Here is a 23,229-nt window from a genome sequence, read left to right on the forward strand (position 1 = left end):
GATCAAGAAAATTCGCGCAAGCCATCAATTAGAGCTCTAACCCCAGACGCGTTTTTCAATAAGTTTATTGCGCTACTGCGTTTCTCAAAAATAGAATAAAAGGATAAACACTTTCAAAAGCAGTTTTCAACTTATCAACGATTCCCGGTTTTAGGAATTCATCATCCTTTAAAGGACACACTACTATAAAGCTTTTAAGTTTTAGAAATTCTATCTGAGGATGATCTGTATCATAGCCCTTCGGAGCATTTTTTAACGTATCTTCCTGACTTAGCGTAAAATTATTCTTAAAACTTTTGTCATCAATTATGCTGAGAAATTCGGAAGTATTGTAGTCTATCTCTTCTCTTATACTTTTTAAAACGGGAGCCTCAGGCATCCAAAATCCAGCGCCAAGGAAACATTCTTCCGGCTGGATATGAAGATAATATCCCGGACCATGTATATTGCTTCCTTTTATACTAAAAGAAATCCCAAAGTTATTCTTATATGGATCTTTATTTTTACTAAAACGAACATCCCTATAAATACGTAGCAGACATTTTTTTGCTGGTGTATCAATTGGAAATTCAGGATCTATAGCTGCTAATTTGGGTATTAGCTGATCGATAAAAGCCAATACATCTGCTTTCGCAGTTTCATATCTGCCCTTGTTTTCTGCGAACCATTCCCGGTTGTTGTTTTGCGCTACATCTTTAATAAAAGCGAGTGTTTCTTGCTTAATCATGGCTTGTCGTAATAGGCGTTATACTTTATTTTTGGAGAAAGCCAATGTAATAAAATCACCCGGGAATAACGATAATTGAACGGTGCCAAAAGTAAACAGCCGGTAAAGATTACAGTAAGATAAAGCCATAAAGATTCAAACTCAAGATTACCTCCTGAAAATACATAAGTAGCTATGCCCAATGCAATCATTTCTGTACAGTTCATGGCATAGCTCACATACATGGCCGCATAAAAATAACCTGGCTCAATTTCAAAACGTTGACCGCAATGGCCACAAATGATATTGGTGTGCTGTACATTAAAGCCATAAAGACTTCCCGTAAAGATATCGCCCCTCCTGCATTGAGGGCATTTACCGTGTACCAGTGCGTATAACTTAGACGTTTTCTGCATAACTAACAGTTCTTTTGCGATATTTTACATACCACAACACGCCCATTCCTGATATTAGAAGATAAGGAATAGCCAAAAGATATAAAATACCTGAGTTTAAACCTTTTCCCTGAGTATTACCGTTCTTTACACTTTGTTCTGCACTCACAGTACACATGGCACATTGCGCATTCACATTATTTGACGATGATACTGTCAACAGGATCATAAAGAGGAAGATAACCGCTACCTTTTTCATGTTGCAAATATAAGCAAAGAAACTGTAACACATTTTAAGAATAGTCAGAAACCAGTCTAAAAATTGTAATAAGGTGATATCATCAGATATACTATGACACCGGTTACAGCAACATACAGCCATACTGGATAAGCCCACCTAACTATTTTTTTATGGCGCTCTACCTGCATATTAAACCCTCTTAAAAAGCTCACAAGGATTAAGGGTAAAACAACAATAGCGAGAATAATGTGTGTAGCCAGTATAAAGAAATAGATATAACGGGTTGATCCAACTGCAGCCAATTCAATGGCCGACAATACCCCATTATGATCAACATCTCCATACTTAGTATCCTTTTCATAGAGGTGAAAAACGATATAAAAAAGGAGGAAGATGGCCGAAAGGATAAATGTGATAACATTCGTTACTTTATGGGCTTGTATGTTTTTCTTTTTTATGAAAATTAAAGACACAATAAGGAGTACTGCACAAGTTGCATTAATGCCTCCTATTATATGTGGAAATAGATAGATGAAAGATGGTGTAGGCTCTGGAGGTGGCACCAACTTTAACGCTATAACCACAAGTAACACAACCACTGTTACAATCCATATTAATCTTAAAAAAAACTTATCATTAAAATTCATATTCTATCTATTTAGAACTTCTTATCTTCCGTCTCTGGAGTTTCTCAACTCCTCTGCCAGCAACACTTTAATTTCATCATCTAGCTTGGTTAAGGCCTCCTGACTTGTGGCCTCATAATAGCCTCTAATGCGACGATGGCTATCAAGCAATACTAGCATATTGCTATGAATAAACTTGCTCTCAGTGCCAATCTTTTCTTGATGGGCATCTAAGGACAATCCTTTTTTTATCAATGTAAATAACTGCGTGCTATCTCCCGTTAGTAAATCCCATTTCCCTGCCTTTGCAGCAAGTGTCTTCGCATAACCTGCAAGTACATCCGGTTTATCCGTTTCAGGATCAATGCTGATTCCTACAAAATTAACTGCTTTATTATCCTGATAGGTTTCATCAAAACCTTTCATAGCCCTGGTTGTAGCTCCAGCACCATTCGCATCTCCTTTGGTATAAAACAGACTTAATATTAAAATGTTACTTCCATATTTACTCAAACTAACAGAATCTCCATTCTGATTAATCAGCTTAAAATCATTTACTACATGGTAAATCGTATCAGGAATCTGTATTCCTCTAACCGAGTGAAATGTAGCAGCAACTTCTTTATGTCCAAAAATAGGAAGAGGCCTGTATCTGTTTTTTCCTTTTTCCTGCAGTAAATAATACAAAAATCCTGGTACCGCTAATATGGTGACCAGGATTAATATTTTTTTTATTGGAGTACCTTTCATTAAACTAAAGGCATATGTAGGTGTAAGTAGTCGCCTTCAATTAGCATCAAAACAATAAAGTAAAAGATAAAAATAAAAACGACGGTTAAAGAAACCTGAAGTCCTACCTTCTCATATTTAAGGTGCATAAAGTACGCAACGATATAGAATGCTTTTAATAAAGTTAAGGCAATGTAAACGAAGTTCCCTATATGCTGAGGCATATGGCCACCTGGTATAAGAACCAAAGCAATAATAAACTCAATTACTGTGATGGCAAGCAGGATACCAAATACCTGCCAAATTTTCTTTTTATCTAACCCAGCATGTTCACCATGTGCATGCTCGTCGTGAGAGTGATCTGTATGTATTTCTGACATAATATTTTAATTGAGTAAGATTAAACTAAGTAGAAGAATGTAAACACGAATACCCAAACAAGGTCTACAAAGTGCCAGTATAAACCAACTTTTTCAACCATTAAGTAATGTCCGCGTTTTTCAAAAGTGCCATTAATAGTCATGCATAAGATGATGATGTTAATGATCACTCCGCTAAATACGTGGAATCCGTGGAATCCTGTTATTGTAAAGAATAGATTTGAGAACTGAAGTGCAGAAACTGTAGATACCTCACCGGTAAACAAATGATGTAGCGTTTCCATAGTTGGAATCTTTCCCCACCCAAACCCTTCATGGAACAAATGTGTCCATTCCGCAGCCTGACAACCAAGGAACATTAAACCACCTATAATAGTAGCAATCATCCACCACACAACTTCCTTTTTAGAGCGTCTGTGGCCAGCCTCTACCGCAAGTACCATAGTTACCGAGCTCATGATCAAAATAAACGTCATAATACCCACAAATACAAGTGGAGCACCACTATCGGTTATGCCTGGAATAGATTGGAAAACCAAATCCGGATCTGGCCATGTAAATTTACTGAAGCGCTGCGCTCCGTAATAGATCAATAATGACGAAAATGTGAATGCATCAGAAACCAGAAAAAACCACATCATTATTTTGCCGTACTCTACTGACCACGGCGAGCGGCCCCCACTCCATGGAGTAGTTTTTACCTGATCTAATTGTGATAATGAACTCATTTTGTAAATAGTAATAGTTTGTTAAAAAATCTAACTGTTCAAAAGTAAAAAAACATACAGATATATCCATAATATATCTATAAAATGCCAAAATATAGAAGCAATTTCCATCCGGAACTTGCGTGTTTCTATCGGCATTTCTTTATAAGCCCCAATTAGGGCATTCAATACAATACATAAACCTGCAAAAATGTGCAGTAAGTGGAAGCCAGAAACTACATAAATAACAGAAATAGCAGCATTATTATTTACCATTGCTGCTCCGCTGTGGTATAAGCTCGACCATGCTTCTACCTGCAGGTAACCAAATACTAATCCAAGGGCAATAGTAAACCACAAGAACAATCTTTGCTTTTGAATTTGCCCATTCCTTAGCGCTCTTGAGGCCAGGAATAAACAGATACTGCTACCTATTAATGCAGCTGTACTGTACATGAAAACATCAGGCAGTACCAAACCGTGGCCCTTACCTTTTGAGGCTGCAAAAACAATGTAATAACTTGTCCAACCCCCAAACATAATAGTCGAGGAAACCACAAACAACCAGATAACAAACTTCTTAGGTTTGGTATCTATAGGCGCTGCAGACTTCATATCCTCTTTATTTAATGTGTGTACCATCTTAAATTATTTAGCTATAAAATCAAAAAATAAAATCACCTGTACTAATGGAAGATAGAAGAAGGAACAAAACATTACCCTCCGTGCACTTGCCAAATCCATATTAACCCACATTTTAAAGGCCAGCCATGCAAATACCAATCCCGCAATTAATGATACCCCAGCGATATAATAGCCACCAAATCCATAGAATGTTGGCAACAAGCTAACCGGAATTAATATTAAGGTGCTGATAAATGTTATAAATGCGCTTGCCTTATCTCTTTTAGTAGTAGGCAGCAATCTAAATCCAGCTTTTTTGTAATCATCATCAAGTACCCAGGCGATAGACCAAAAATGAGGAAACTGCCATACAAACTGTACAAGGAAAAGTATCACTGCAATTTCATCAATCTTTCCATGAGCTGCCACGTAACCAATTAGTGGAGGCAACGCTCCCGGAATGGCACCAACAAATACAGCGATAGGCGATTTACGTTTTAAAGGGGTATAGGCAAAGGCATATAAAAATATTGAAAACACGGATAGCAACCCTGTTTCTATATTTAATTTACCTAGTAACCATGTTCCAAGCATTCCCATTACTAATCCCGATACCAGGCCCTGACCTGTGGTCATATGTCCGGCTGGCATTGGACGATCCTTGGTTCTGGTCATTAACTTGTCCAGATCAACCTCTATTACTTCATTAAAGCAATTAGCTGCAGAGGTAACCAGGAAGCCTCCAGCTATTAAAATAAGCCATTTGGTCCAGTCTATTCCAGGAACAACTCCAGCGATTTCTACCTGCGAACCAATTAAAAAGGTAACTGATGCAGAAAACACAACCAGAAAGGTGAGTCTGAATTTAATGAGCTTAGAAAAATCTGTTAGAAACTGTTTCAAATTATATATTATTAATGCTCTTGATTGTAAGTATCTGTTTTGTAAACCAACAAGTACAGATAGTATTGCAGACTAAATAGTAGGGTTGAAAATAAAATGTGTAATGCCTGAGCGTAAGGCGGCAATGCAAAGTTCGACAATATTAATCCAGTTAGTATCTGAATAATCAAAACAACTGCTATAGAATTGGCTACCATTAAAGCGGTGGCTTTACCATTAAACCTATCTTTAACAAGCTTGTATATAATGATGTTCAATATAAGAACAATCATAGCTGAGTCTCTGTGATAAGAAAAGATCTTGCCTACCCTGGTTAACCAGCTTTCGCGATCATTATACATTAAAGCTTTTGAAACTGCATCAACAGCCTCCCTTACTTCTGTTCCTAAAACAATCTGCAGCACACTCACCACTATGGCTAAAAAGATTAAAACCTTTAACCATACAACCTTAGCCATAACGATGGTTACTGCCTTATGCATTTGCTGTGCATAATTATAAGTATAAACTAGTATGGCCAGAATTACTAAAGCCAATAACATGTGTACCGTAACAATCCAGGGAACCAGATTGGTTGACACAACTATTGAACCTAACCATGCCTGAAAGGCAACCACTACCAGATTCACCCAGCTTAAAACGACTATACGTTTAGCTGCTTTACGATAGGTAAAAGAATAGATAACTAATCCAACCAATAAAAACCCGGTTGCAGCACCCATCAAACGATTTAAATATTCGGTCCAGGTTTTTGCTACATTAAAGGTCTCTGGCTGTAAGATAGATTCATCATGTCTTATACTATCTGCAAGGTGCCCTTTACCTAACTTATCAAGTGTTTTAGCAAAACGTTCATTCTTTACAACACGTTCAGCTACATACTTTTCCTTGTAGTCAGCGGGCAATTGTGAAGCTGAGGTTGGAGGTACATATTGATCAAAACACTTTGGCCAATCCGGACATCCCATACCAGACCCTGTACTACGTACTATCCCCCCTGCCAAAATTAGCAATAAGGTTACAACTATCGTTATAAGGTTTAGCCTGATAAATCTCTTCTCAGATTTAGGAACCATGGTGTGTATTAGATTTAAAAAAAATGAGGTATCTGTTGTAAGTATTTACCTACTGCAGATACCCCATCATATTATAAACTATATGCTAGTCTAATTTTGTTCTGCCTGCAGCTTCTTCTTTCTCTTCCCATTCTCTCTGTATACGCTCAGCTTCAGCGTTTCCTTCAAAATCATGTGGCATATTAGAGCTCATAGTTTGAGAGAAAGGCACGGTTTGAGGAATAAAGTCTTCCTCAGCACCTGGCTTGCTATAGTCATATGGCCAACGATAAACAGTTGGAATCTCACCCGGCCAGTTACCATGTAAACGCTCTACAGGAGTAGTCCACTCTAATGTATTCGCGCCCCAAGGGTTTTGAGATGATACTTTACCTTTAAAAATAGAATAGAAAAAGTTAAATAAGAATGCGACCTGAGCTAATGCAGCAATAATTGCAGACCATGTAACTAAAATATTTACAGTAACCCATTTCTGCATAAACTCAAACTCAGTAAATGCATAATAACGACGTGGAACACCATCAAGACCTAAGAAGTGTAGTGGAAAGAACACCAAATAAGCACAGATAAACGTGATCCAGAAGTGTAAATAACCAAGTTTACTGCTCATTAATCTACCAAACATTTTAGGGAAGTAATGATAAACACCCGCAAGCATACCAAATATTGCAGCAGATCCCATTACAAGGTGGAAGTGAGCAATAACGAAATAAGTATCATGCAAGTTAATATCTAAAGATGCGTTACCTAAGAATATACCAGTTAAACCACCTGAAATAAAGAATGATACCATACCAATAGCAAACAGCATAGCTGGGGTAAATCTGATATTACCTCTCCATAGTGTAGCTAACCAGTTGAATGTTTTAACTGCCGAAGGAACAGCAATAATCAAAGTAGTGATCATAAACACACCACCCAATAATGGGTTCATACCCGTTACAAACATGTGGTGACCCCAAACGATGAATGATAATATAGTAATACCGATTAGCGAATAAATCATTGCATGGTAACCAAAAATTGGTTTTCTTGAATTCACAGACATAATCTCTGAAGACAATCCCATTGCAGGCATAATTACAATATATACTTCAGGGTGACCCAGGAACCAGAATAAGTGTTGCCATAAGATTGGTGATCCACCTTCGTTTGGCAATACTTGAGTACCCATAACAATATCAGAAAGATAGAAACTTGTTCCAAAGCTACGGTCAAATACTAACAATACAACACCTGCAACTAATACAGGGAAAGATAAGATACCTAAAACAGCTGTTAAGAAAAACGCCCAGATTGTTAATGGCATTTTCCACAAATCCATTCCTTTTGTACGCATATTTAAGATAGTACTTACATAGTTGATACCACCCATTAATGATGAGGCAACGAAAAGTACCATACTGATTAACCATAAGGTCATACCTAAACCAGAACCACTAATTGCAGTTGGTAATGCAGATAGTGGCGGATAAACCGTCCATCCCGCACTTGCCGGTCCTGTTTGTATAAAGAATGAACTCATCATGATCACACAAGCTGTAAAGAAGAACCAGTATGAAAGCATGTTAAGAAATGGCGAAGCCATATCCCTTGCTCCGATTTGAAGAGGAATCAATAAGTTACTAAAAGTACCACTCAAACCAGCCGTTAATACAAAGAATACCATGATGGTACCATGTATGGTAACTAATGCTAGATAAAAGTCGGGTTTTATCCTACCGCCTTCAGCCCATTTACCTAAAAATGTTTCTAAAAGAGGGAAACTTTTATCTGGCCAGGCTAATTGTATACGGAACAATATCGATAAGCCCATTGCTATAACAGCCATGATAATACCAGTTATCAAAAACTGCTTGGCGATCATCTTGTGATCCTGACTAAAGACGTACTTCGTTAAAAAAGTCTCTTTGTGATGACCATGATCATCATGGCTATCGTGGTTATGTGTATCGTGTAATGATATAGTTGACATAATGTGCTATTCCAGTATTGTTATTTTTTTAAAGCTATTTGATTCGTTTTAACTGCAGAAGTATCTTTTGCAGTTGTATCAGCAGGAGCTGGCTCAATTGCAGGAGCCGAAGCTACAGGCAAATTAAATTGCTTCCTTAAATCATCAGTTAGGTATGTTGGCAATTCAGCAACCCATGCGTCATACTCGGCTTGTGAAACAACTTTAACCTCTCTCTGCATTTTGTAGTGACCATCACCACAAATCTTATTACATAAGAACAAATATTTAAACTTAGGATCATTTGTTTTAGCTTTCATCTCCTCAGTAGTAATTGTAGGAGTGAATTCAAAATATGACGTCATACCTGGTACAGTATTCAACTGAACTCTAAAATGTGGCATATAAAAACTGTGGATCACATCTTTACTGGTAAGAATCAAACGAACCGGCTTATTAACTGGAATAACCATTACTTCTGCAAGTTGATCATCCAATGTCTTTTTATCTTTAAAATCAATACCCAGAGCGTTGTCCGAAGTAATTAGTTTATAGTTTTTAAGTCCTACCACACCATCAGCACCTGCGTAACGAATCGCCCAGGCAAACTGAGATGAAGTAATCTCAATACTGATAGGCTTGTTGTTAGGATCTTCAACCTTATAGAATATAGATCTCCAGGTAAGGAATCCCATAAGTACAAGAACTGTTAGAACTAACGCCGGAATGATTGTCCAGATACGCTCAATAGTATTGTTGTGAGGATAGTAATAAGCTTTTCTTTTTCCGCTGTGTTTGTAGAAATAAGCAAAAGCAAATAAAAGTATGTGTGTAACAATGAAAACAATGGTCGTAAGAATCAATGTAATGTTAAACATCTGATCTATCTTTTTACCATGCTCAGAAGCTGCTTCAGGTAAGATCATGTTACCATGAACTGTATATTCCCAATACACACCATATAAACCAACAATAAGGAATAAGGCGAATAAACCTCCGTTTATTGCATCCCAGTTAATTCCTTTCGGTTTATCCTGTGCCTCACGGGTCAATTCATAAACCTTTAATGCCTTACCAACTATTGCTACAAATAAGCAAACCAGTAAAAATGCAAGAACATAGAACGTCGCGGTTTTATAAACCGGCCCCATATCAACAGGTTTCTCTGCTGTTGCAGCGGCAGCCTGCGCAAAAGCGCTTGTATTTGCAAATGCAGTTACAATCACTGCTAGTGCCGCTATTGTTTTATTACTTATTAATTTTCTTAGACTCATTTTCTTAAAAGTAGTAACACTGTACTTCTATTATACTATTATTTATTATATCCTATCCAGATCACCTATTACAAATGGTGATTTAAACTTTCTTGTAAAAATGGATGGTTCTTTGCGATCAAAGGTTTTTTACTTAACCCATTTAAAACGGTAAAGGTAAATAAACCTACAAAACCTATCGCTGTACCTATTTCAATGATACCAAAACCATGGTGCTCTTCTACAGTTCCAGGCATGATCATTTGGTAATAATCAACCCAGTGACCACACAATACAATGATCGACACTGTAAGTAAAATATTTTCTTGTCTTTTATTATCTCTGTCCATTAACAGCAATAACGGCGCAAGGAAGTTTAAAATTAAATTCAGGTAGAACCAAAACTCATAGTTATCAAACCTTTTGTAAAAATATACAGTCTCCTCAGGCATATTTGCATAGTAAATAAGCAAGAACTGAGCGAACCATACGTAAGTCCAGAAGATAGAAAAACCAAAGATAAACTGACCTAAGTTGTGTAAGTGACTGTTGTTTACCCAAGCCATATAACCCGATTTCCTTAGCAAGATAAGGATAATAGCGATAGTAGCTAAACTGCTCACCCACATCGCGGCGAAGTTATACCAGCCAAACATAGTAGAGAACCAGTGTGCCTCAAGTGACATTACCGTATCAAAAGCAAATATTGGAGTAGTAAATCCGTAGATTACAAGAAATACACAAGAATATTTAAAGCTCTTTCTGTAAGAATTTAAGCCACCTTCTAAATCTTCATTATTAGATAATCTGGCAAGTAATAATGCAAAAAAACTATATACTCCCAGGAAGATTACCTGACGAGCCATAAAGAAAGGCACATTTAAAAATGCTGACTTACCTTGTATTAATTTATCAAAGTTTTCGCTGTCAGGGTCTGTTAATCCCGGAGCGTTCCAGTGATGATATAAATTGTGAGTATATAAACCTGCAGCCATAACAGCAATTAAAATGACTACCGCAATTGGTAGTGCTTTAGCCATTGCCTCAGGTACACGTAGTATAGAAGCAGACCAACCTGCTTGTGCTACAAATTGAACAGCTAAAAAGAATGCGCCCGACATGCAGACACAAGCGAAGTAATAAGCCATTAATAACAGGTTAGCAAAAGTACGCTCGTGAAGCGCCTCAGCCGAAAAGCCATAGCCTATAGCCAATAATCCTATTACTATAGCGATTATGCTTAGGTTTTTTGCTTTACCTGTAAACTCAAACTGCTCAGTTAAATTATAATTATGAGTTCCCATTTATTTCTTCTTTTCTATTTTGCTTTTTGTAATTGTTGTACATAAAGTACTACTTTCCATCTCTCTTCTGGTGATAATTGAGATCCATAAGCTCCCATCATATTAACACCATATTTAATTGTATGATAAATCTTACCCGCGGATAGATCTTTCATTAAACCGCCTCTTGAAGAGGTTTTCTCAGGATCATGAAATGATGGAACACCATTAATTTTTTCCAATTTAACAAGGTGACCTTGTCCATCACCTTCTTTACCATGGCAAGGTGAACAAAACGCATTAAATAAATGCTGCCCTTGTAAAAGATTCTGTTCGGTTAATGGTAAACTGTTTATCAATTTAACACCAGCTTCTTCGTAACCTTCTTTTGTATTTGGATAAACATCTTCCTCTACAAACCCAACCGGAGCGGTATGTTTTGGTGGAGTTTGTGCGGTTTGTCCATTTGCAAAGTTCTTATTTGCCTGATCCGGGTTATAAGCAATCGGATCATACATATTCCTTGCGTATTCTAAACCCGTACTACGTTTATCTCTGCATGCTGAAAAAATAACAGCAGTGGCAAGAATACAAAACGAGGTTAAAACTACTTTATTCCTATTCATAGCTAACATACTTCCTTTCATTATACTTTACTTCTAAAGCACCAGCTTCTTTTAATAAATCATCTATCTTACTGTGCTCAGCATTTTCTTTTGCATCAATAGCAATAATAAACCTGTCATTTGTTGCTCTTAAATCCATTACTCTTGGAGCTCTTCCCGGGAATAAATGGGTTGACGCGTAGTAAGAACCAACCAGACCAAAAGCACAAAATAAGATGGTAAGCTCAAACGTAATTGGAATAAAATCCGGTAATGCGAAATGCGGTTTACCACCAATATTAATTGGCCAATCATACGCTGCAGCAAAGTACACGAATGACAACATGGTCATTGTACCAGTAATTCCAAAAAAGAAAGCTGCTATATCCAACCTTGAACGTTTAACACCAAGCTTTGCCTCAATACCGTGGATTGGCATTGGTGTATAAACATCATGTATCTTAATGTTATTATCCTGCAATTTTTGAATTCCATGCATCATTTCATCAGGATCACCAAAACTGCCTAAAATATATTTGATATTATTCATTGTTATATTTTTGCGTAATCTTCTTGTTTAACACTATCAAATTTCTCTAAAGACTCAATGTATTCTGCTACATGTTCTTTTTCAAGATGTCCTTCTTTAATCTGCTCCAATTTAGCTTGCTCACTAGCGCTCTTAAGTAGTAGTTTAACCTCTGCTATGGCAATAGAAGGTAATACTCTTAAGAACAATAAGAACAATGTAAAGAAAACACCTATTGATCCTACGAACACACTTACGTCAACCCATGATGGATAGAACATAGCCCAGCTCGATGGTAGGTAATCACGGTGCAATGAAGTTACAATGATTACGAAACGCTCAAACCACATACCTATATTTACTACAATAGATAAGATCCAGGTAGCTGCAATACTGGTACGGATCTTTTTGAACCATAACAACTGCGGAGAAATTACGTTACATGTCATCATCATCCAGTATGCCCACCAGTAAGGTCCTGTTGAACGGTTGATGAAAGCATATTGCTCATATTCAGAACCTGAGTACCAGGCAATGAAGAATTCTGTTAAGTAAGCCACACCTACGATAGAACCAGTTAAGATGATGATTTTATTCATCGACTCAATGTGGAACATGGTGATGTAGTTCTCAAGGCCTAATACTTTACGTGCAACCAATAGTAAGGTTAACACCATCGCAAATCCTGAGAAGATCGCCCCTGCCACGAAATAAGGAGGGAAGATTGTAGTGTGCCATCCTGGAATTACTGAAGTTGCAAAGTCCATAGATACAATCGTGTGTACCGAAAGCACCAGAGGTGTAGAAATACCGGCTAAGATGATAGATACAGCCTCAAATCGTTGCCATGTTTTAACATTTCCTGCCCATCCAAATGACATGATTGAATAAACCTTACGTCTTAATCCGGTTGCACGGTCACGAATAGTTGCGATATCAGGTAAAAGACCTGTATACCAGAATAAAAGTGAAACCGAGAAATAAGTCGAGATCGCAAACATATCCCAAACTAGCGGAGAGTTAAAGTTAACCCAAAGTGATCCGAACTGATTTGGTAAAGGAAGTACCCAATATGCTAACCATGGTCTACCCATGTGAGATACAACATATGTAGCCGCACAAATAACGGCAAATATGGTCATCGCCTCAGCTGAGCGGTTAATTGAGTTACGCCAGTTCTGTCGGAACAGTAATAATACCGCCGAAATCAATGTTCCTGCGTGACCAATACCTACCCACCATACGAAACCGGTGATATCCCATGCCCAACCTACTGTTTTATTTAGACCCCATGCTCCGATACCGAACCAAAAGGTATAACCCACGGCTACTACCCAAAGGGTAGCACCGCAAAGTGCAATTATAAATCCAATCCACCATGCCCTGTTAGGCTTATTCTCAACTGGCATTAAAATATCATCCGTAATTTTTGCATACGTGATATTTTTGCCGGTGATTAATGGTTCTCTTAATATTGATTCGTTATGTCCTGACATAATTTATTTTCTTTAATATCAGCTTACGCTTGTACTGTTGTATCTGTATTTCTAATTTTTGTCATATAACCTATACCCGGTTGTACGTTTATCTCTTCTAAAACATAGTAAATACGTTCACTACGTAATGCTTTAGATACTTCCGAGTTAGGATCGTTGCCATCTCCAAAGATGATTGCATTGGCAGAACAAGCTTGCTGACAAGCCATTTTGATATCGCCATCTTTCAACGGACGTTTTTCAATTTTAGCTTGTAATTTACCGGCCTGAATACGCTGAATACACATAGAGCATTTCTCCATAACACCTCTCGAACGTGTAGTTACATCAGGGTTAAGAACCAACTGAGTAAATTCATTATTCAAGTAGTTATCGAAGCGCGAATCATTCCAGTAGTTAAACCAGTTGAAACGACGTACTTTATATGGACAGTTGTTTGCACAATAACGTGTACCTACACAGCGGTTATAAGCCATATGGTTCAAGCCATCTGATGAGTGTACTGTTGCCAATACCGGACAAACAGTTTCGCAAGGAGCATGATCACAATGCTGACAAAGCATTGGCTGATGCACTACAGAAACGTTATCAAGGTTATCTAAATGAGCAATTTCTTTCTCTTTAGTTACTGAATTGATACCATTTCCATGTTCGCCATGAGCATGTGCTTCTTCAGCATGACCTTCACCTTCAACATTAAAGCTGTAATAACGGTCAATACGGATCCAGTGCATCTCTCTGCGTCTGCGTACTTCGTCTTTACCTACAACGGGAATATTATTTTCCACGTTACAAGCAACGATACAAGAACCACAACCAGTACAAGCATTCAAATCGATTGCCATAACCCAGTTGTTACCTGGTTTCTCATATTTATCCCACAGATCGTAAGTTTTATGTTTTGCGTGGTCATTACCTGAACCAGCAGCTGGATTCTTTTTATATTCTGTAAAAGTAGCTTCGCGAATAATATTTCTACCCTCAAAAGAGTGGTGAGTTTGCGTTTGAGCCAGTTCTTCAGTTTTTCCTGTTCCAGAAAGTTTAACGGTGGTTGCATACTTAGAAGTACCATTAGTAAAGCTTACAAATGGATAAGCATTTTTACCAACGTTATCTCCTGCTTTACCAACCTTTGTACGTCCATAACCTAAAGCAACAGAAGCTGTTCCTTGAGCTTGTCCTGGCTGAATAAGCACAGGTAACTCAATTTCATATCCTTTATCGTCTTTTATTGAAACAATATCAAACTCTTTAAAGCCTAATTCTTTAGCAAATTTAGGTGCTAAGGCAATGTAGTTATCCCAGGTTACTTTAGAAACAGGATCAGGTAGTTCTTGCAAGAACGCATTGTTTGCATGTTTACCGTCTCTCATCGGAATACTTTCGTAAACCTGTAATTCGATATCTTTAGCTAAAGCCTTGCTGTTATTGATGATCGAAGGTATTACAGCTGCGAGCGATAAGCTAAATGTATATGTGCCCGCAGGTTTTAATGCCGAAGCAAAAACACCTGTTTGCAATACATCTTGCCATGTTTTACCTAAAGCAGGTAAAATGGTTTTCTCCCAATTATTACGTACATACTGATAATACTCTTTAACCGGACCATTAGACCAGATTAAAAGACTTTCCTCAGCCTGACGTGAGTTAAACACAGGATTAATGGTTGGCTGCACAATTGAATAATAACCTTCATATGCGTTAGCATCACCCCATGACTCTAAATAGTTATGGTTAATGGCAATAACATTACATAATGTCGAAGTCTCATCTCTTCTGTCAGAGAAAGAAACTTTTAAACCAACTTTAGCTAATCCATCAGTAAATCCTTTAGCATTTGCAACGTCATAAGCAGGGTTGCTATCTAAGAAAAATACTGCAGCAACTTCACCTCTGTTCATCTCGTTGATAAACTCAGCAAATTCTGCATCATTACCAGCGTAACGTTTAGAAGGATTATCAAGATCTATAGTAGTACCATAGCTACCAATTGCCGAGTTAATTGCATTTACCAATATTTGGGTAGATACATCATTCGAACCTGAAACTACAAGTGACTTTCCTTTATTTTGTAATAATTCTTTAGCTATTAATTTAAGTGCTTTATCAGCAGTAACATTATTAGGTAAAGCAGCACCAGCTAAAGCGCTTCCTGTAATTGCATTATATAAAGCAATTAAAGCAGGTCCTTCTTCTGATAATTTAACCGGAACACGAGTATCTGCGTTTGTTCCTGTTAAGCTCATACCAGCTTCGAATTGGAAGTGGCGAGACATCTTGCCAGCTTTCAAAGATTTGTGATCTCTGTTCGAAACGTACTGTGAAGTAAATTCTTCTCCGCTAATCCATGTACCTAAAAAGTCTGCCCCGAAACTTACAATCAGATCAGCCTTATCAAAGTTGTATTTAGGAATAACAGCTTTACCAAAGCTATTTTCGTTTGCTTTAATAATACCTGTATAAGAAACAGCATCATACTGAACATGCTTAGTCGTAGGATAAGCAGTTGTAAAATCAGCAATAACCGCTTTAGTAGAAGGGCTGTTTACTGAAGATGAAACAATACGAATTTTCTTGCCTGAAGCCTGAGCTTTATTTAACTCTGCCTGTACAAACTTATCAATCTCGGCCCAGTTACTCTCTGCATCTTTTAATACAGGTGCCTTAAGTTTTGAAACATCATAAAGATCTAATACTGAAGCCTGAGCCTGAGCATCGGTACCACAATTAAACGTTCCTGCATTAGGATTTGGTTCAATTTTAATTGGTCTTCCCTCTCTTGTTTTAACTAACACACTTTGTCCGTTAAAACTTGAAACATAATAGTTCGGTATACCCGGAACTACCTCTTCAGGTTTAACCAGGTAAGGAATTGATTTGTGAACAGGAGCAGTTTGACAAGCTGCCAGTGTTACCGCACCTAACCCAAAGCCTAAAGCTTTTAAAAAGTCACGGCGTGGAGTTACTGTACTTAACCCTGCTTCATTTAAAACATCTTCTATTGGAAGTGGCTCAGCAAATTCGTTTTTGTTATTTTCAACAAAATCCGGAGTGTTTTTATACTCTTCTAAGCCTTTCCAGTATTTTTTATTGCTTTCCATTTAAGCTATATTACTGTTTATCGAACGTTCTTTTTATTAAACTCTAATTAATAGTGGCACTTACCACATTCTAAACCACCCAAAGCTGCAGGAGTGATTTTCTCACCTTTCTTGATTTTCTCATGCGCTTCAATGATCTTATCATAGAATGCATTTCCTTTAACTTCAAGTTTGGTATCTTTATGACAGTTAACACACCATTTCATGGTAAGTGGAGAGTATTGGTATATCTCTTCCATTGTATCAACCGGACCATGACATGCAAAGCAAACAGGCTCATTTGGTTTCAAACCTTTTTCTTTTCTGATAGCTTCTTCACCTACAACTACGTGTTGAGAGTGATTAAAGTAAGCGAAGTCAGGAAGGTTGTGAACACGAACCCATTCAACTGGTTTCTCTTTTGAGTGATCATAAGTCATAGTTGCCGGATCATATCCAAGTGCAGTGTAAATCTTTTGAATCTCTGGTGAAATCTCGCCATCATATTTCTCTGTTGCCTGTACTGACTTGTGACAGTTCATACAAACATTCAAAGATGGAATGGTTGAGTTTTTTGATTTAAACGCACCAGCATGGCAATACTGACAATCAATTTGATTGGTACCAGCGTGCAGCTCATGCGAGAACTTGATTGGTTGAACCGGTTGGTAACCAGTATGAACACCTGTATCCCACATACCCATCCAGCCAAATGAACCTAAGGTTATAATTAAGCCTAGGATGAAGAAAAATACAAATTTCTTGTTCTTAAACAATCCTTTAATACCTGCACCTAAAGGAACGTTATCTTCTTCAGCAAGAACAACCCCTTGTTTTTGAAGTATCAAACGTTCTAACATTTTTATCGCACGACCTAAAACGATCAATACAATAATAGATATCAGGATAATTGCGGCAACCCCTGCGATTGAAAAACTAGACACACCTTCAGAAGCTCCTTCTGTTGCTGCTTTATCCCCTTCTTTCTTAGGCTCACCTGCTTTAGCGTAAGCTATAATGTTTTTAATTTGATCATCAGTCAAACGTGGAAATGTTGTCATCTCCGCAGCTGAGAACTTCGAAGCCTCTATGGCTTGTTTGTCTCCTGCATCAACTAACGCTTTCCAGTTTCTGATCCACTTGATTGCAAAAGCCTCATCAAGCTCATTAAGTTTTGATGTTAATGCCGGACCAGTACTGTTACGATCTAACTGGTGACAAGAATTACAATTATCCTTAAATAGTTTGCGGCCCTCTACTACATCTTGTGCCTGTGTTGCAGAAACGATTAAAACAGATAGAGCCGTGAACATGAATGCCGACTTCCAAACTCTTCTAACGATCAATGAGATATCCCTCATAATGAGTATTTTATGCTATTTTTTAAAAAACTTTATAAACGTAATTGGCTTTTAAACTTAGGTCCTTTACCAAAACGTCCACAAAAGTAAAATTTATTAACTTACCAATGACAAATAAATGACAGTAAATACAATTTATAATCAATCTAAATAGTTCGTTTTTTATGCTTTAAACGACGAAAATCAGCAATTTTTTAAAAATCACTGATTCCATTTTAAGTCCTACTTTCAAAGCAGGACTTGCGAATTTAAATTACATTTTTAATAACCACGCAAAGATCAGTGGTGCCACGATAGTCGCATCAGATTCTACAATGAATTTCGGTGTATTTATATCTAACTTACCCCAGGTAATTTTTTCATTAGGAACTGCTCCTGAATATGAGCCGTATGAAGTTGTTGAATCAGAGATCTGACAGAAGTAACTCCAGAATGGAATGTTCTCCATTTCCATGTCCTGATACAACATTGGAACCACACATATAGGGAAATCTCCTGCTATACCACCTCCTATTTGAAAGAATCCAATTCCTTTGCCATCGCTGTTTTTGATATACCAATCGGCTAACCAGCCCATGTACTCAATACCACTTTTCATGGTAGTTGCTTTAACTTCTGATTTCATCACATAAGATGCGAAGATGTTACCCATTGTAGAATCTTCCCATCCTGGTACAACAATAGGCAGATTCTTTTCTGCCGCTGCCAGCATCCATGAATTCTTAGGATCAATCTCATAGTATTGTTCCAAATCTCCACTTAACAGCATTTTATACATAAACTCATGTGGAAAATAACGTTCTCCCGCATTGTCCGCATCTTTCCAGATTTTATAAATATGTTTTTGCAACCTGCGAAACGCCTCTTCTTCAGGAATACAAGTGTCAGTAACACGATTGTAATGGTTCTCTAATAAATCCCATTCATCCTGAGGACTCAAGTCACGATAGTTAGGTACACGTTTATAATGTGAGTGCGCAACAAGGTTCATAATATCTTCTTCCAGATTCGCACCTGTACATGAAATAATTGATACTTTGTCCTGACGAATCATCTCAGCCAGTGAAATTCCCAATTCTGCGGTACTCATCGCGCCAGCTAGCGTGATCATCATTTTACCACCTTCATCTAAGTGCGTTTCATATCCCTTAGCAGCATCCATCATTGCGGCTGCATTAAAATGGAGATAATTACGCTCCATGAACTGAGATATAGGTCCTCTTGTTGTACTCATTTTGATCTTAATTTTGTTGCCGCAAAAATAGGCAAATAATCTTAATGCCCTAATTGTACTTCACCTCTACTTAAAAACCGGCACAACTACCTGCCATATCTAAAGCAAGATTCCAGCTTAACAATATAAACAACACTGTTTTTCTTCTTACAATGACCTTTTCTCTTCATGTAAAAATCTAGTTAGGATAAGTTCCAAACTTTAGGTTTCAAATTCAAACACTGGCCTTAAAGTTGCTAGGCAGAACTGATAATTAAATTTTTCTACTATTTTAGGCCAATGAAGAGAATTTCCCTGTGCACCGTATTTGTTTTAATAGCCCTAAATTCAATGGCACAAAAGAAACTAATAGAGCGCTATCTATCTAATAAAACAGATTCCTCACGCAGGCCGAGTTTTATGCCCGTTCCCGTTTTTAGATATACACAAGAAATAGGTCTTGAATTTGGCATTGGTGCACTTTACTCTACTTATCTAGATAGGAAAGACCTTACAAACCGTAGTTCAAATTTTTCAACTGTGCTTTCTGCATCTACTAAGGGCCAATATAATATCTCCCTGAAAGGAGATGTTTGGACGAAACAAAATACACATCACTACATTGCCGAAGTACGCTTTAAAAGAATGCCCTTCGATTTTTATGGTATAGGCAATGAAACTCTTGAGGCTAACGAAGACAGACTCATTCAAGGCTATGTTAAAGTTGGCCTAGAAGCTGAAAAATTACTCTTACCTCATATGTACAGTGGTTTATCTCTTGGTTTTGAAAACTATCATTTTACCGATAAAGAAGTGGGAGGCATTTTTACCACCGATCAAACACTAATCCACAAAATAGGAGGTTCTGTATTCTATGCAGGAATTTCTCAAACTTATGATACCAGAAATTCTAACAACTATACCACCAAAGGCTTTTACGGAAAAGTAACCTATCAATATGCACCAGACTTCTGGGGAGGAGAGAATTTCACAGGAAGTCTAATAAAAGCGAATGTGCGTAACTTTTGGTCTTTATCGCCCAAGTTTGTTATTGGAGTAAATGGGTTATTCCATTCTGTTCAAGGCAAAAACATCCCTTTCTACTTATTACAGCAAATGGGTAACGATGAAATGATGAGGGGCTACTATACCGGGCGATACAGAGAAAGAAACTTGCTTGCCGGACAAGCAGAGCTACGGTATCGCTACAACAACAGGTTTGGTGCTGTCATATTTGGTGGTGCAGGGCAAGTATTTGATAATGGCGACCTATCCATCAAAAGCTTTAAACCTTCTTATGGAGCTGGCGGTCGATATTTCTTTGACCCTGAAAAAGGGTTAAGCGTACGCGTTGATTATGGTGTTGGTGAAAAACGGGCAAATGAAAAACGCCAAACTGGTTTTTACATCAGTTTAGCTGAAGCTTTTTAATATTAAAAAGCTTCATGAGGGTCTGGCTGTTCTAAAACTTTATTTTAAAATGCTCTTTAGCCTGTCCTTTTCTAAAATAAACCAATCCTATCCAGAATAGATCAATTGTAACAACAACCTCTGGATGGTCCTTAATTTCTTGCCAGGCTTCTTTCATTCCTTTACTCCAATATATATCATCGAATATGAGCAGGGAGTTTTCATCAATCTTAGGTAAACACCAATTGAAATAATTTAATGTAGCCTCTTTCCTATGATTCCCATCAATGTAAACAAAATCGAGTTTTTTTGCTTTAGCTATTACCTCAGGAAGTAATACATCAAAATTCCCAACCTGCAATTCAACATTTTCGAGATCCAGTTCTTTAAAATTATTATGAGCAACTTTTGCAGTTTCCGGGCAGCCCTCAATTGTAATAACTTCAGCGTCAGGACAGGCTTTCGATAAATAAGCAGTAGTTATCCCCAAACAAGTTCCCAGTTCAATAATGCTTTTAGGATCATTATCTTTTGCTAAACGATAAATCAGCTGAGCCAAAGCAGGGCTCTTCAATGCGTTCTTTGCAATCTGACTCACCTTCTTTGTACGGTTCTTATTTAAATGAGAACCTGCCCCCAGATCGGTCACAGTTACTAAGGAATCGTCATTGAAAAGTTTTTTTCTCTGCGCTTCAATGCTTTTATATTCAATTTTAGACTTAAAATCGTAAATTACCTCATCCGTAAGTTTATAAACAAATGGGGAATGGGTACCATGCCTGCTTTTTGAGGTAAAGCGATGCTTCAGATAATCACTGATAAAGTTAAAAACCATAGCCGCAAAAATAGGCATTCAAATTTGTATGTTTAATGGAAAACATTAAAGAAATAACTGCTTTAGTAAAACTTCTTGACGATCCCGATCAGGAAATCTATCAACATGTTGAGGGACGGCTGCTTGAATATGGCAATGAAGTCATTGACTACCTTGAAAATGCCTGGGAACATTCATTAGATGCTTTGCTTCAACAAAGAATAGAAAATATTGTACATAAGATACAGTTTTCAAATGTCAAGGAAGATCTTAATTTATGGTATCAAAGCGGGGCATTTGATCTATTACAAGGTGCCTTAGTTATTAACCGCTACCAATATCCTGATCTTGATGAGGATAAGGTGATCCTTCAGATTGAAGAAATTAAAAGAGAAATCTGGTTAGGATTGCAATATGAAATGAGTTCTATTGAAAAGATAAAACTGATCAACCATATCTTTTATAACATTTACGGCTTTAGTGGAAATACAAAAAATCACCACGACCCCCAGAATTCATATATAAATCAAGTGTTAGAAAGTAAAAAAGGTAATCAGATTTCCCTTGCCATTATCTATTCTACGCTTGCCCAAAAACTGGATATCCCTGTATATGGAGTAAACCTGCCTCAGCATTTTATTTTAGGATATATAGACGAGAGCAAGCGCGAGGAACAGGAATTTGGAGTGCTTTTTTATATTAATGCCTTTAACAAGGGCGCCATATTTGGCAAACATGATGTTGATCAGTTTCTACGCCAGCTAAACCTCGACCCTCTTCCGGGATTCTACGCCCCCTGCAGCAATGTAGAGATCATCAGGCGCGTTATCCGCAACCTGATATCTGCCTATGAGAACCTGGGTTCAAAAGAAAAGGTTGAAGAGCTTAAGGAATTACAGGATATTCTGGCGAATACTGAGCTTTAAGTTATAATAACTTATTACTTTTCATCCAATTCGTCAGCCGTTCAAACCAATCGTCTGACGTGGTTTTATTGTTCAAACCAAAACCATGTCCGCCACCCTGATATAAATGCATTTCCGATTTAACCTTGTTAGCCACCAATGCCTGATTAAAAATAATGCTATTTTCTACCGGTACTCCACCATCATCATTCGCGTGAACTAAAAATGTTGGTGGGGTTTGTGGCGTTACATGTTTCTCATTAGAAAAATATTCTTTCTGTGACTGCGTTGCATTAGCTCCGACCAGATTATTTACAGAACCTTTATGCGGCGATTCTATAAATGAAATAACCGGATAAATTAAGATAGAAAAATCAGGCCTCAGACTTAGCTTCTCTTTATTCTCAATTTTCACATCATCGTAATGAACCGTCAATGTCGAGGCCAGATGTCCTCCTGCCGAAAAACCCATAATACCAATTTTTGCCGGCTCAATGTTCCATTTCTTAGCTTGTCCCCTTACCAGATAGATTGCCTGTTCTGCATCCATCAATGGGCCGAATGATTTATCAACCATTATTGCATCATTAGGTAAGCGATATTTTAGTACAAATGCGGCTACACCTATCTCATTAAATCGCTTTGCAACATTGTACCCCTCATGATTAATAGCCAAAATACCATAACCACCCCCTGGGCAAATAATAACAGCTGCTCCTGTAGCCTTTTCCTTTGAAGGTAAAAAGACAGTAAGCGTTGGCTCAGACACCTTACTGATCCGCATAATTCCATCATCTCCAACAGGAGCCGTCTCCTTAAAGTCCGCAGGTGTTGGTTTTGATCCCGGTATTACTCCGGGATATAATTTAACTATTTCCTGAGCATTCAAATTAGCTGTACACATCAGTATCATTAATAGCGAGGTAAAATATTTCATCT

Annotated in this window: 23 protein-coding genes; 2 read left to right on the plus strand and 21 right to left on the minus strand. The window is 37.6% G+C overall.

The window, feature by feature from the left end; translation table 11 throughout:
• Window positions 1-64: 64 nt before the first annotated feature.
• From AC6CH7_RS18760 to AC6CH7_RS18850, 19 genes are all read right to left on the minus strand, one after another.
• Window positions 65-727: a DUF2461 domain-containing protein gene (locus AC6CH7_RS18760; RefSeq protein WP_498264189.1), complete on the minus strand. Its 663-nt coding sequence runs from the start codon at window positions 725-727 to the stop codon at window positions 65-67.
• Complete coding sequence (locus AC6CH7_RS18765; RefSeq protein WP_498264190.1) at window positions 724-1,122, minus strand: DUF983 domain-containing protein; 399 nt, start codon at window positions 1,120-1,122, stop codon at window positions 724-726. The genes AC6CH7_RS18760 and AC6CH7_RS18765 overlap by 4 nt, the downstream gene beginning before the upstream one ends.
• Window positions 1,106-1,360 (minus strand): hypothetical protein, encoded by a 255-nt coding sequence (locus tag AC6CH7_RS18770; RefSeq protein ID WP_294873239.1) that lies wholly within the window; start codon window positions 1,358-1,360, stop codon window positions 1,106-1,108. The genes AC6CH7_RS18765 and AC6CH7_RS18770 overlap by 17 nt, the downstream gene beginning before the upstream one ends.
• 56 nt (window positions 1,361-1,416) lie before the next feature.
• Entirely contained in the window at window positions 1,417-1,989 is a 573-nt protein-coding gene (locus tag AC6CH7_RS18775) for a DUF420 domain-containing protein (RefSeq protein ID WP_498264191.1), read from the minus strand.
• A gap of 21 nt (window positions 1,990-2,010) precedes the next feature.
• The gene (locus tag AC6CH7_RS18780; RefSeq protein WP_498264192.1) at window positions 2,011-2,718 is read right to left on the minus strand and encodes an SCO family protein; all 708 of its coding nucleotides are present in this window, start codon (window positions 2,716-2,718) and stop codon (window positions 2,011-2,013) included.
• Entirely contained in the window at window positions 2,718-3,077 is a 360-nt protein-coding gene (locus AC6CH7_RS18785) for a cytochrome C oxidase subunit IV family protein (protein ID WP_498264193.1), read from the minus strand. Before AC6CH7_RS18785 ends, AC6CH7_RS18780 begins: the two co-directional genes overlap by 1 nt.
• 20 nt (window positions 3,078-3,097) lie before the next feature.
• Window positions 3,098-3,805: a cytochrome c oxidase subunit 3 gene (locus AC6CH7_RS18790; protein WP_099440523.1), complete on the minus strand. Its 708-nt coding sequence runs from the start codon at window positions 3,803-3,805 to the stop codon at window positions 3,098-3,100.
• 30 nt (window positions 3,806-3,835) lie between these two features.
• Window positions 3,836-4,426 carry a cytochrome c oxidase subunit 3 gene (locus tag AC6CH7_RS18795; RefSeq protein ID WP_498264194.1) on the minus strand — a complete coding sequence of 197 codons (591 nt, stop codon included), beginning with the start codon at window positions 4,424-4,426 and terminating at the stop codon, window positions 3,836-3,838.
• Between the two features lie 6 nt (window positions 4,427-4,432).
• On the minus strand, window positions 4,433-5,311 hold the full coding sequence (cyoE, locus tag AC6CH7_RS18800) for a heme o synthase (protein WP_498264195.1): 879 nt from the start codon (window positions 5,309-5,311) through the stop codon (window positions 4,433-4,435).
• Window positions 5,312-5,322: 11 nt separating this feature from the next.
• Complete coding sequence (locus tag AC6CH7_RS18805; RefSeq protein WP_498264196.1) at window positions 5,323-6,387, minus strand: COX15/CtaA family protein; 1,065 nt, start codon at window positions 6,385-6,387, stop codon at window positions 5,323-5,325.
• Between the two features lie 85 nt (window positions 6,388-6,472).
• Window positions 6,473-8,362 (minus strand): cytochrome c oxidase subunit I, encoded by a 1,890-nt coding sequence (locus AC6CH7_RS18810; RefSeq protein WP_294873245.1) that lies wholly within the window; start codon window positions 8,360-8,362, stop codon window positions 6,473-6,475.
• Between the two features lie 20 nt (window positions 8,363-8,382).
• Window positions 8,383-9,615, minus strand: coding sequence for a cytochrome c oxidase subunit II (locus tag AC6CH7_RS18815; RefSeq protein WP_498264197.1), 1,233 nt, complete (start codon window positions 9,613-9,615; stop codon window positions 8,383-8,385).
• Between the two features lie 68 nt (window positions 9,616-9,683).
• A complete protein-coding gene (locus tag AC6CH7_RS18820; protein WP_498264198.1) occupies window positions 9,684-10,898 on the minus strand; it encodes a quinol:cytochrome C oxidoreductase in 1,215 nt (404 codons plus the stop codon).
• A gap of 14 nt (window positions 10,899-10,912) precedes the next feature.
• Window positions 10,913-11,503: a c-type cytochrome gene (locus AC6CH7_RS18825; protein WP_498264199.1), complete on the minus strand. Its 591-nt coding sequence runs from the start codon at window positions 11,501-11,503 to the stop codon at window positions 10,913-10,915.
• Window positions 11,496-12,032: a DUF3341 domain-containing protein gene (locus AC6CH7_RS18830; RefSeq protein WP_048907761.1), complete on the minus strand. Its 537-nt coding sequence runs from the start codon at window positions 12,030-12,032 to the stop codon at window positions 11,496-11,498. The genes AC6CH7_RS18825 and AC6CH7_RS18830 overlap by 8 nt, the downstream gene beginning before the upstream one ends.
• A 2-nt stretch (window positions 12,033-12,034) precedes the next feature.
• Window positions 12,035-13,507, minus strand: coding sequence for an NrfD/PsrC family molybdoenzyme membrane anchor subunit (nrfD, locus tag AC6CH7_RS18835; protein WP_048907762.1), 1,473 nt, complete (start codon window positions 13,505-13,507; stop codon window positions 12,035-12,037).
• Between the two features lie 23 nt (window positions 13,508-13,530).
• The gene (locus tag AC6CH7_RS18840) at window positions 13,531-16,608 is read right to left on the minus strand and encodes a TAT-variant-translocated molybdopterin oxidoreductase (protein ID WP_498264200.1); all 3,078 of its coding nucleotides are present in this window, start codon (window positions 16,606-16,608) and stop codon (window positions 13,531-13,533) included.
• 47 nt (window positions 16,609-16,655) lie between these two features.
• The gene (locus AC6CH7_RS18845) at window positions 16,656-17,948 is read right to left on the minus strand and encodes a c-type cytochrome (RefSeq protein WP_498264201.1); all 1,293 of its coding nucleotides are present in this window, start codon (window positions 17,946-17,948) and stop codon (window positions 16,656-16,658) included.
• A 253-nt stretch (window positions 17,949-18,201) separates the two neighbouring features.
• The gene (locus tag AC6CH7_RS18850; RefSeq protein ID WP_294876595.1) at window positions 18,202-19,182 is read right to left on the minus strand and encodes a deoxyhypusine synthase family protein; all 981 of its coding nucleotides are present in this window, start codon (window positions 19,180-19,182) and stop codon (window positions 18,202-18,204) included.
• A gap of 330 nt (window positions 19,183-19,512) precedes the next feature.
• On the opposite strand from AC6CH7_RS18850, the gene AC6CH7_RS18855 reads away from it, so the two are divergent.
• The gene (locus AC6CH7_RS18855; protein ID WP_498264202.1) at window positions 19,513-20,592 is read left to right on the plus strand and encodes a BamA/TamA family outer membrane protein; all 1,080 of its coding nucleotides are present in this window, start codon (window positions 19,513-19,515) and stop codon (window positions 20,590-20,592) included.
• A gap of 31 nt (window positions 20,593-20,623) precedes the next feature.
• Here the strand turns inward: AC6CH7_RS18855 and AC6CH7_RS18860 are convergent, their stop codons facing one another.
• The gene (locus AC6CH7_RS18860) at window positions 20,624-21,424 is read right to left on the minus strand and encodes an O-methyltransferase (RefSeq protein WP_498264203.1); all 801 of its coding nucleotides are present in this window, start codon (window positions 21,422-21,424) and stop codon (window positions 20,624-20,626) included.
• A 17-nt stretch (window positions 21,425-21,441) separates the two neighbouring features.
• Between AC6CH7_RS18860 and AC6CH7_RS18865 the strand changes: the two genes are divergently transcribed.
• Entirely contained in the window at window positions 21,442-22,311 is an 870-nt protein-coding gene (locus tag AC6CH7_RS18865; protein WP_498264204.1) for a transglutaminase-like domain-containing protein, read from the plus strand.
• Between the two features lies 1 nt (window position 22,312).
• Here AC6CH7_RS18865 and AC6CH7_RS18870 read toward each other — a convergent pair whose 3' ends face one another.
• Window positions 22,313-23,227, minus strand: coding sequence for an alpha/beta hydrolase (locus AC6CH7_RS18870; protein WP_498264205.1), 915 nt, complete (start codon window positions 23,225-23,227; stop codon window positions 22,313-22,315).
• Window positions 23,228-23,229: the final 2 nt, after the last annotated feature.

It is taken from the genome of Pedobacter sp. GQ55 (genome assembly GCF_059758925.1).

What these genes read in the sequence shown, in the direction of transcription:
- AC6CH7_RS18760 (WP_498264189.1), bottom strand. Translation starts at nt 727, where the DNA reads ATGATTAAGCAAGAAACACTCGCTTTTATTAAAGATGTAGCGCAAAAC.
- AC6CH7_RS18765 (WP_498264190.1), bottom strand. Translation starts at nt 1,122, where the DNA reads ATGCAGAAAACGTCTAAGTTATACGCACTGGTACACGGTAAATGCCCT.
- AC6CH7_RS18770 (WP_294873239.1), bottom strand. Translation starts at nt 1,360, where the DNA reads ATGAAAAAGGTAGCGGTTATCTTCCTCTTTATGATCCTGTTGACAGTA.
- AC6CH7_RS18775 (WP_498264191.1), bottom strand. Translation starts at nt 1,989, where the DNA reads ATGAATTTTAATGATAAGTTTTTTTTAAGATTAATATGGATTGTAACA.
- AC6CH7_RS18780 (WP_498264192.1), bottom strand. Translation starts at nt 2,718, where the DNA reads ATGAAAGGTACTCCAATAAAAAAAATATTAATCCTGGTCACCATATTA.
- AC6CH7_RS18785 (WP_498264193.1), bottom strand. Translation starts at nt 3,077, where the DNA reads ATGTCAGAAATACATACAGATCACTCTCACGACGAGCATGCACATGGT.
- AC6CH7_RS18790 (WP_099440523.1), bottom strand. Translation starts at nt 3,805, where the DNA reads ATGAGTTCATTATCACAATTAGATCAGGTAAAAACTACTCCATGGAGT.
- AC6CH7_RS18795 (WP_498264194.1), bottom strand. Translation starts at nt 4,426, where the DNA reads ATGGTACACACATTAAATAAAGAGGATATGAAGTCTGCAGCGCCTATA.
- AC6CH7_RS18805 (WP_498264196.1), bottom strand. Translation starts at nt 6,387, where the DNA reads ATGGTTCCTAAATCTGAGAAGAGATTTATCAGGCTAAACCTTATAACG.
- AC6CH7_RS18810 (WP_294873245.1), bottom strand. Translation starts at nt 8,362, where the DNA reads ATGTCAACTATATCATTACACGATACACATAACCACGATAGCCATGAT.
- AC6CH7_RS18815 (WP_498264197.1), bottom strand. Translation starts at nt 9,615, where the DNA reads ATGAGTCTAAGAAAATTAATAAGTAATAAAACAATAGCGGCACTAGCA.
- AC6CH7_RS18820 (WP_498264198.1), bottom strand. Translation starts at nt 10,898, where the DNA reads ATGGGAACTCATAATTATAATTTAACTGAGCAGTTTGAGTTTACAGGT.
- AC6CH7_RS18825 (WP_498264199.1), bottom strand. Translation starts at nt 11,503, where the DNA reads ATGAATAGGAATAAAGTAGTTTTAACCTCGTTTTGTATTCTTGCCACT.
- AC6CH7_RS18830 (WP_048907761.1), bottom strand. Translation starts at nt 12,032, where the DNA reads ATGAATAATATCAAATATATTTTAGGCAGTTTTGGTGATCCTGATGAA.
- nrfD (WP_048907762.1), bottom strand. Translation starts at nt 13,507, where the DNA reads ATGTCAGGACATAACGAATCAATATTAAGAGAACCATTAATCACCGGC.
- AC6CH7_RS18840 (WP_498264200.1), bottom strand. Translation starts at nt 16,608, where the DNA reads ATGGAAAGCAATAAAAAATACTGGAAAGGCTTAGAAGAGTATAAAAAC.
- AC6CH7_RS18845 (WP_498264201.1), bottom strand. Translation starts at nt 17,948, where the DNA reads ATGAGGGATATCTCATTGATCGTTAGAAGAGTTTGGAAGTCGGCATTC.
- AC6CH7_RS18850 (WP_294876595.1), bottom strand. Translation starts at nt 19,182, where the DNA reads ATGAGTACAACAAGAGGACCTATATCTCAGTTCATGGAGCGTAATTAT.
- AC6CH7_RS18855 (WP_498264202.1), top strand. Translation starts at nt 19,513, where the DNA reads ATGGCACAAAAGAAACTAATAGAGCGCTATCTATCTAATAAAACAGAT.
- AC6CH7_RS18860 (WP_498264203.1), bottom strand. Translation starts at nt 21,424, where the DNA reads ATGCCTATTTTTGCGGCTATGGTTTTTAACTTTATCAGTGATTATCTG.
- AC6CH7_RS18865 (WP_498264204.1), top strand. Translation starts at nt 21,442, where the DNA reads ATGGAAAACATTAAAGAAATAACTGCTTTAGTAAAACTTCTTGACGAT.
- AC6CH7_RS18870 (WP_498264205.1), bottom strand. Translation starts at nt 23,227, where the DNA reads ATGAAATATTTTACCTCGCTATTAATGATACTGATGTGTACAGCTAAT.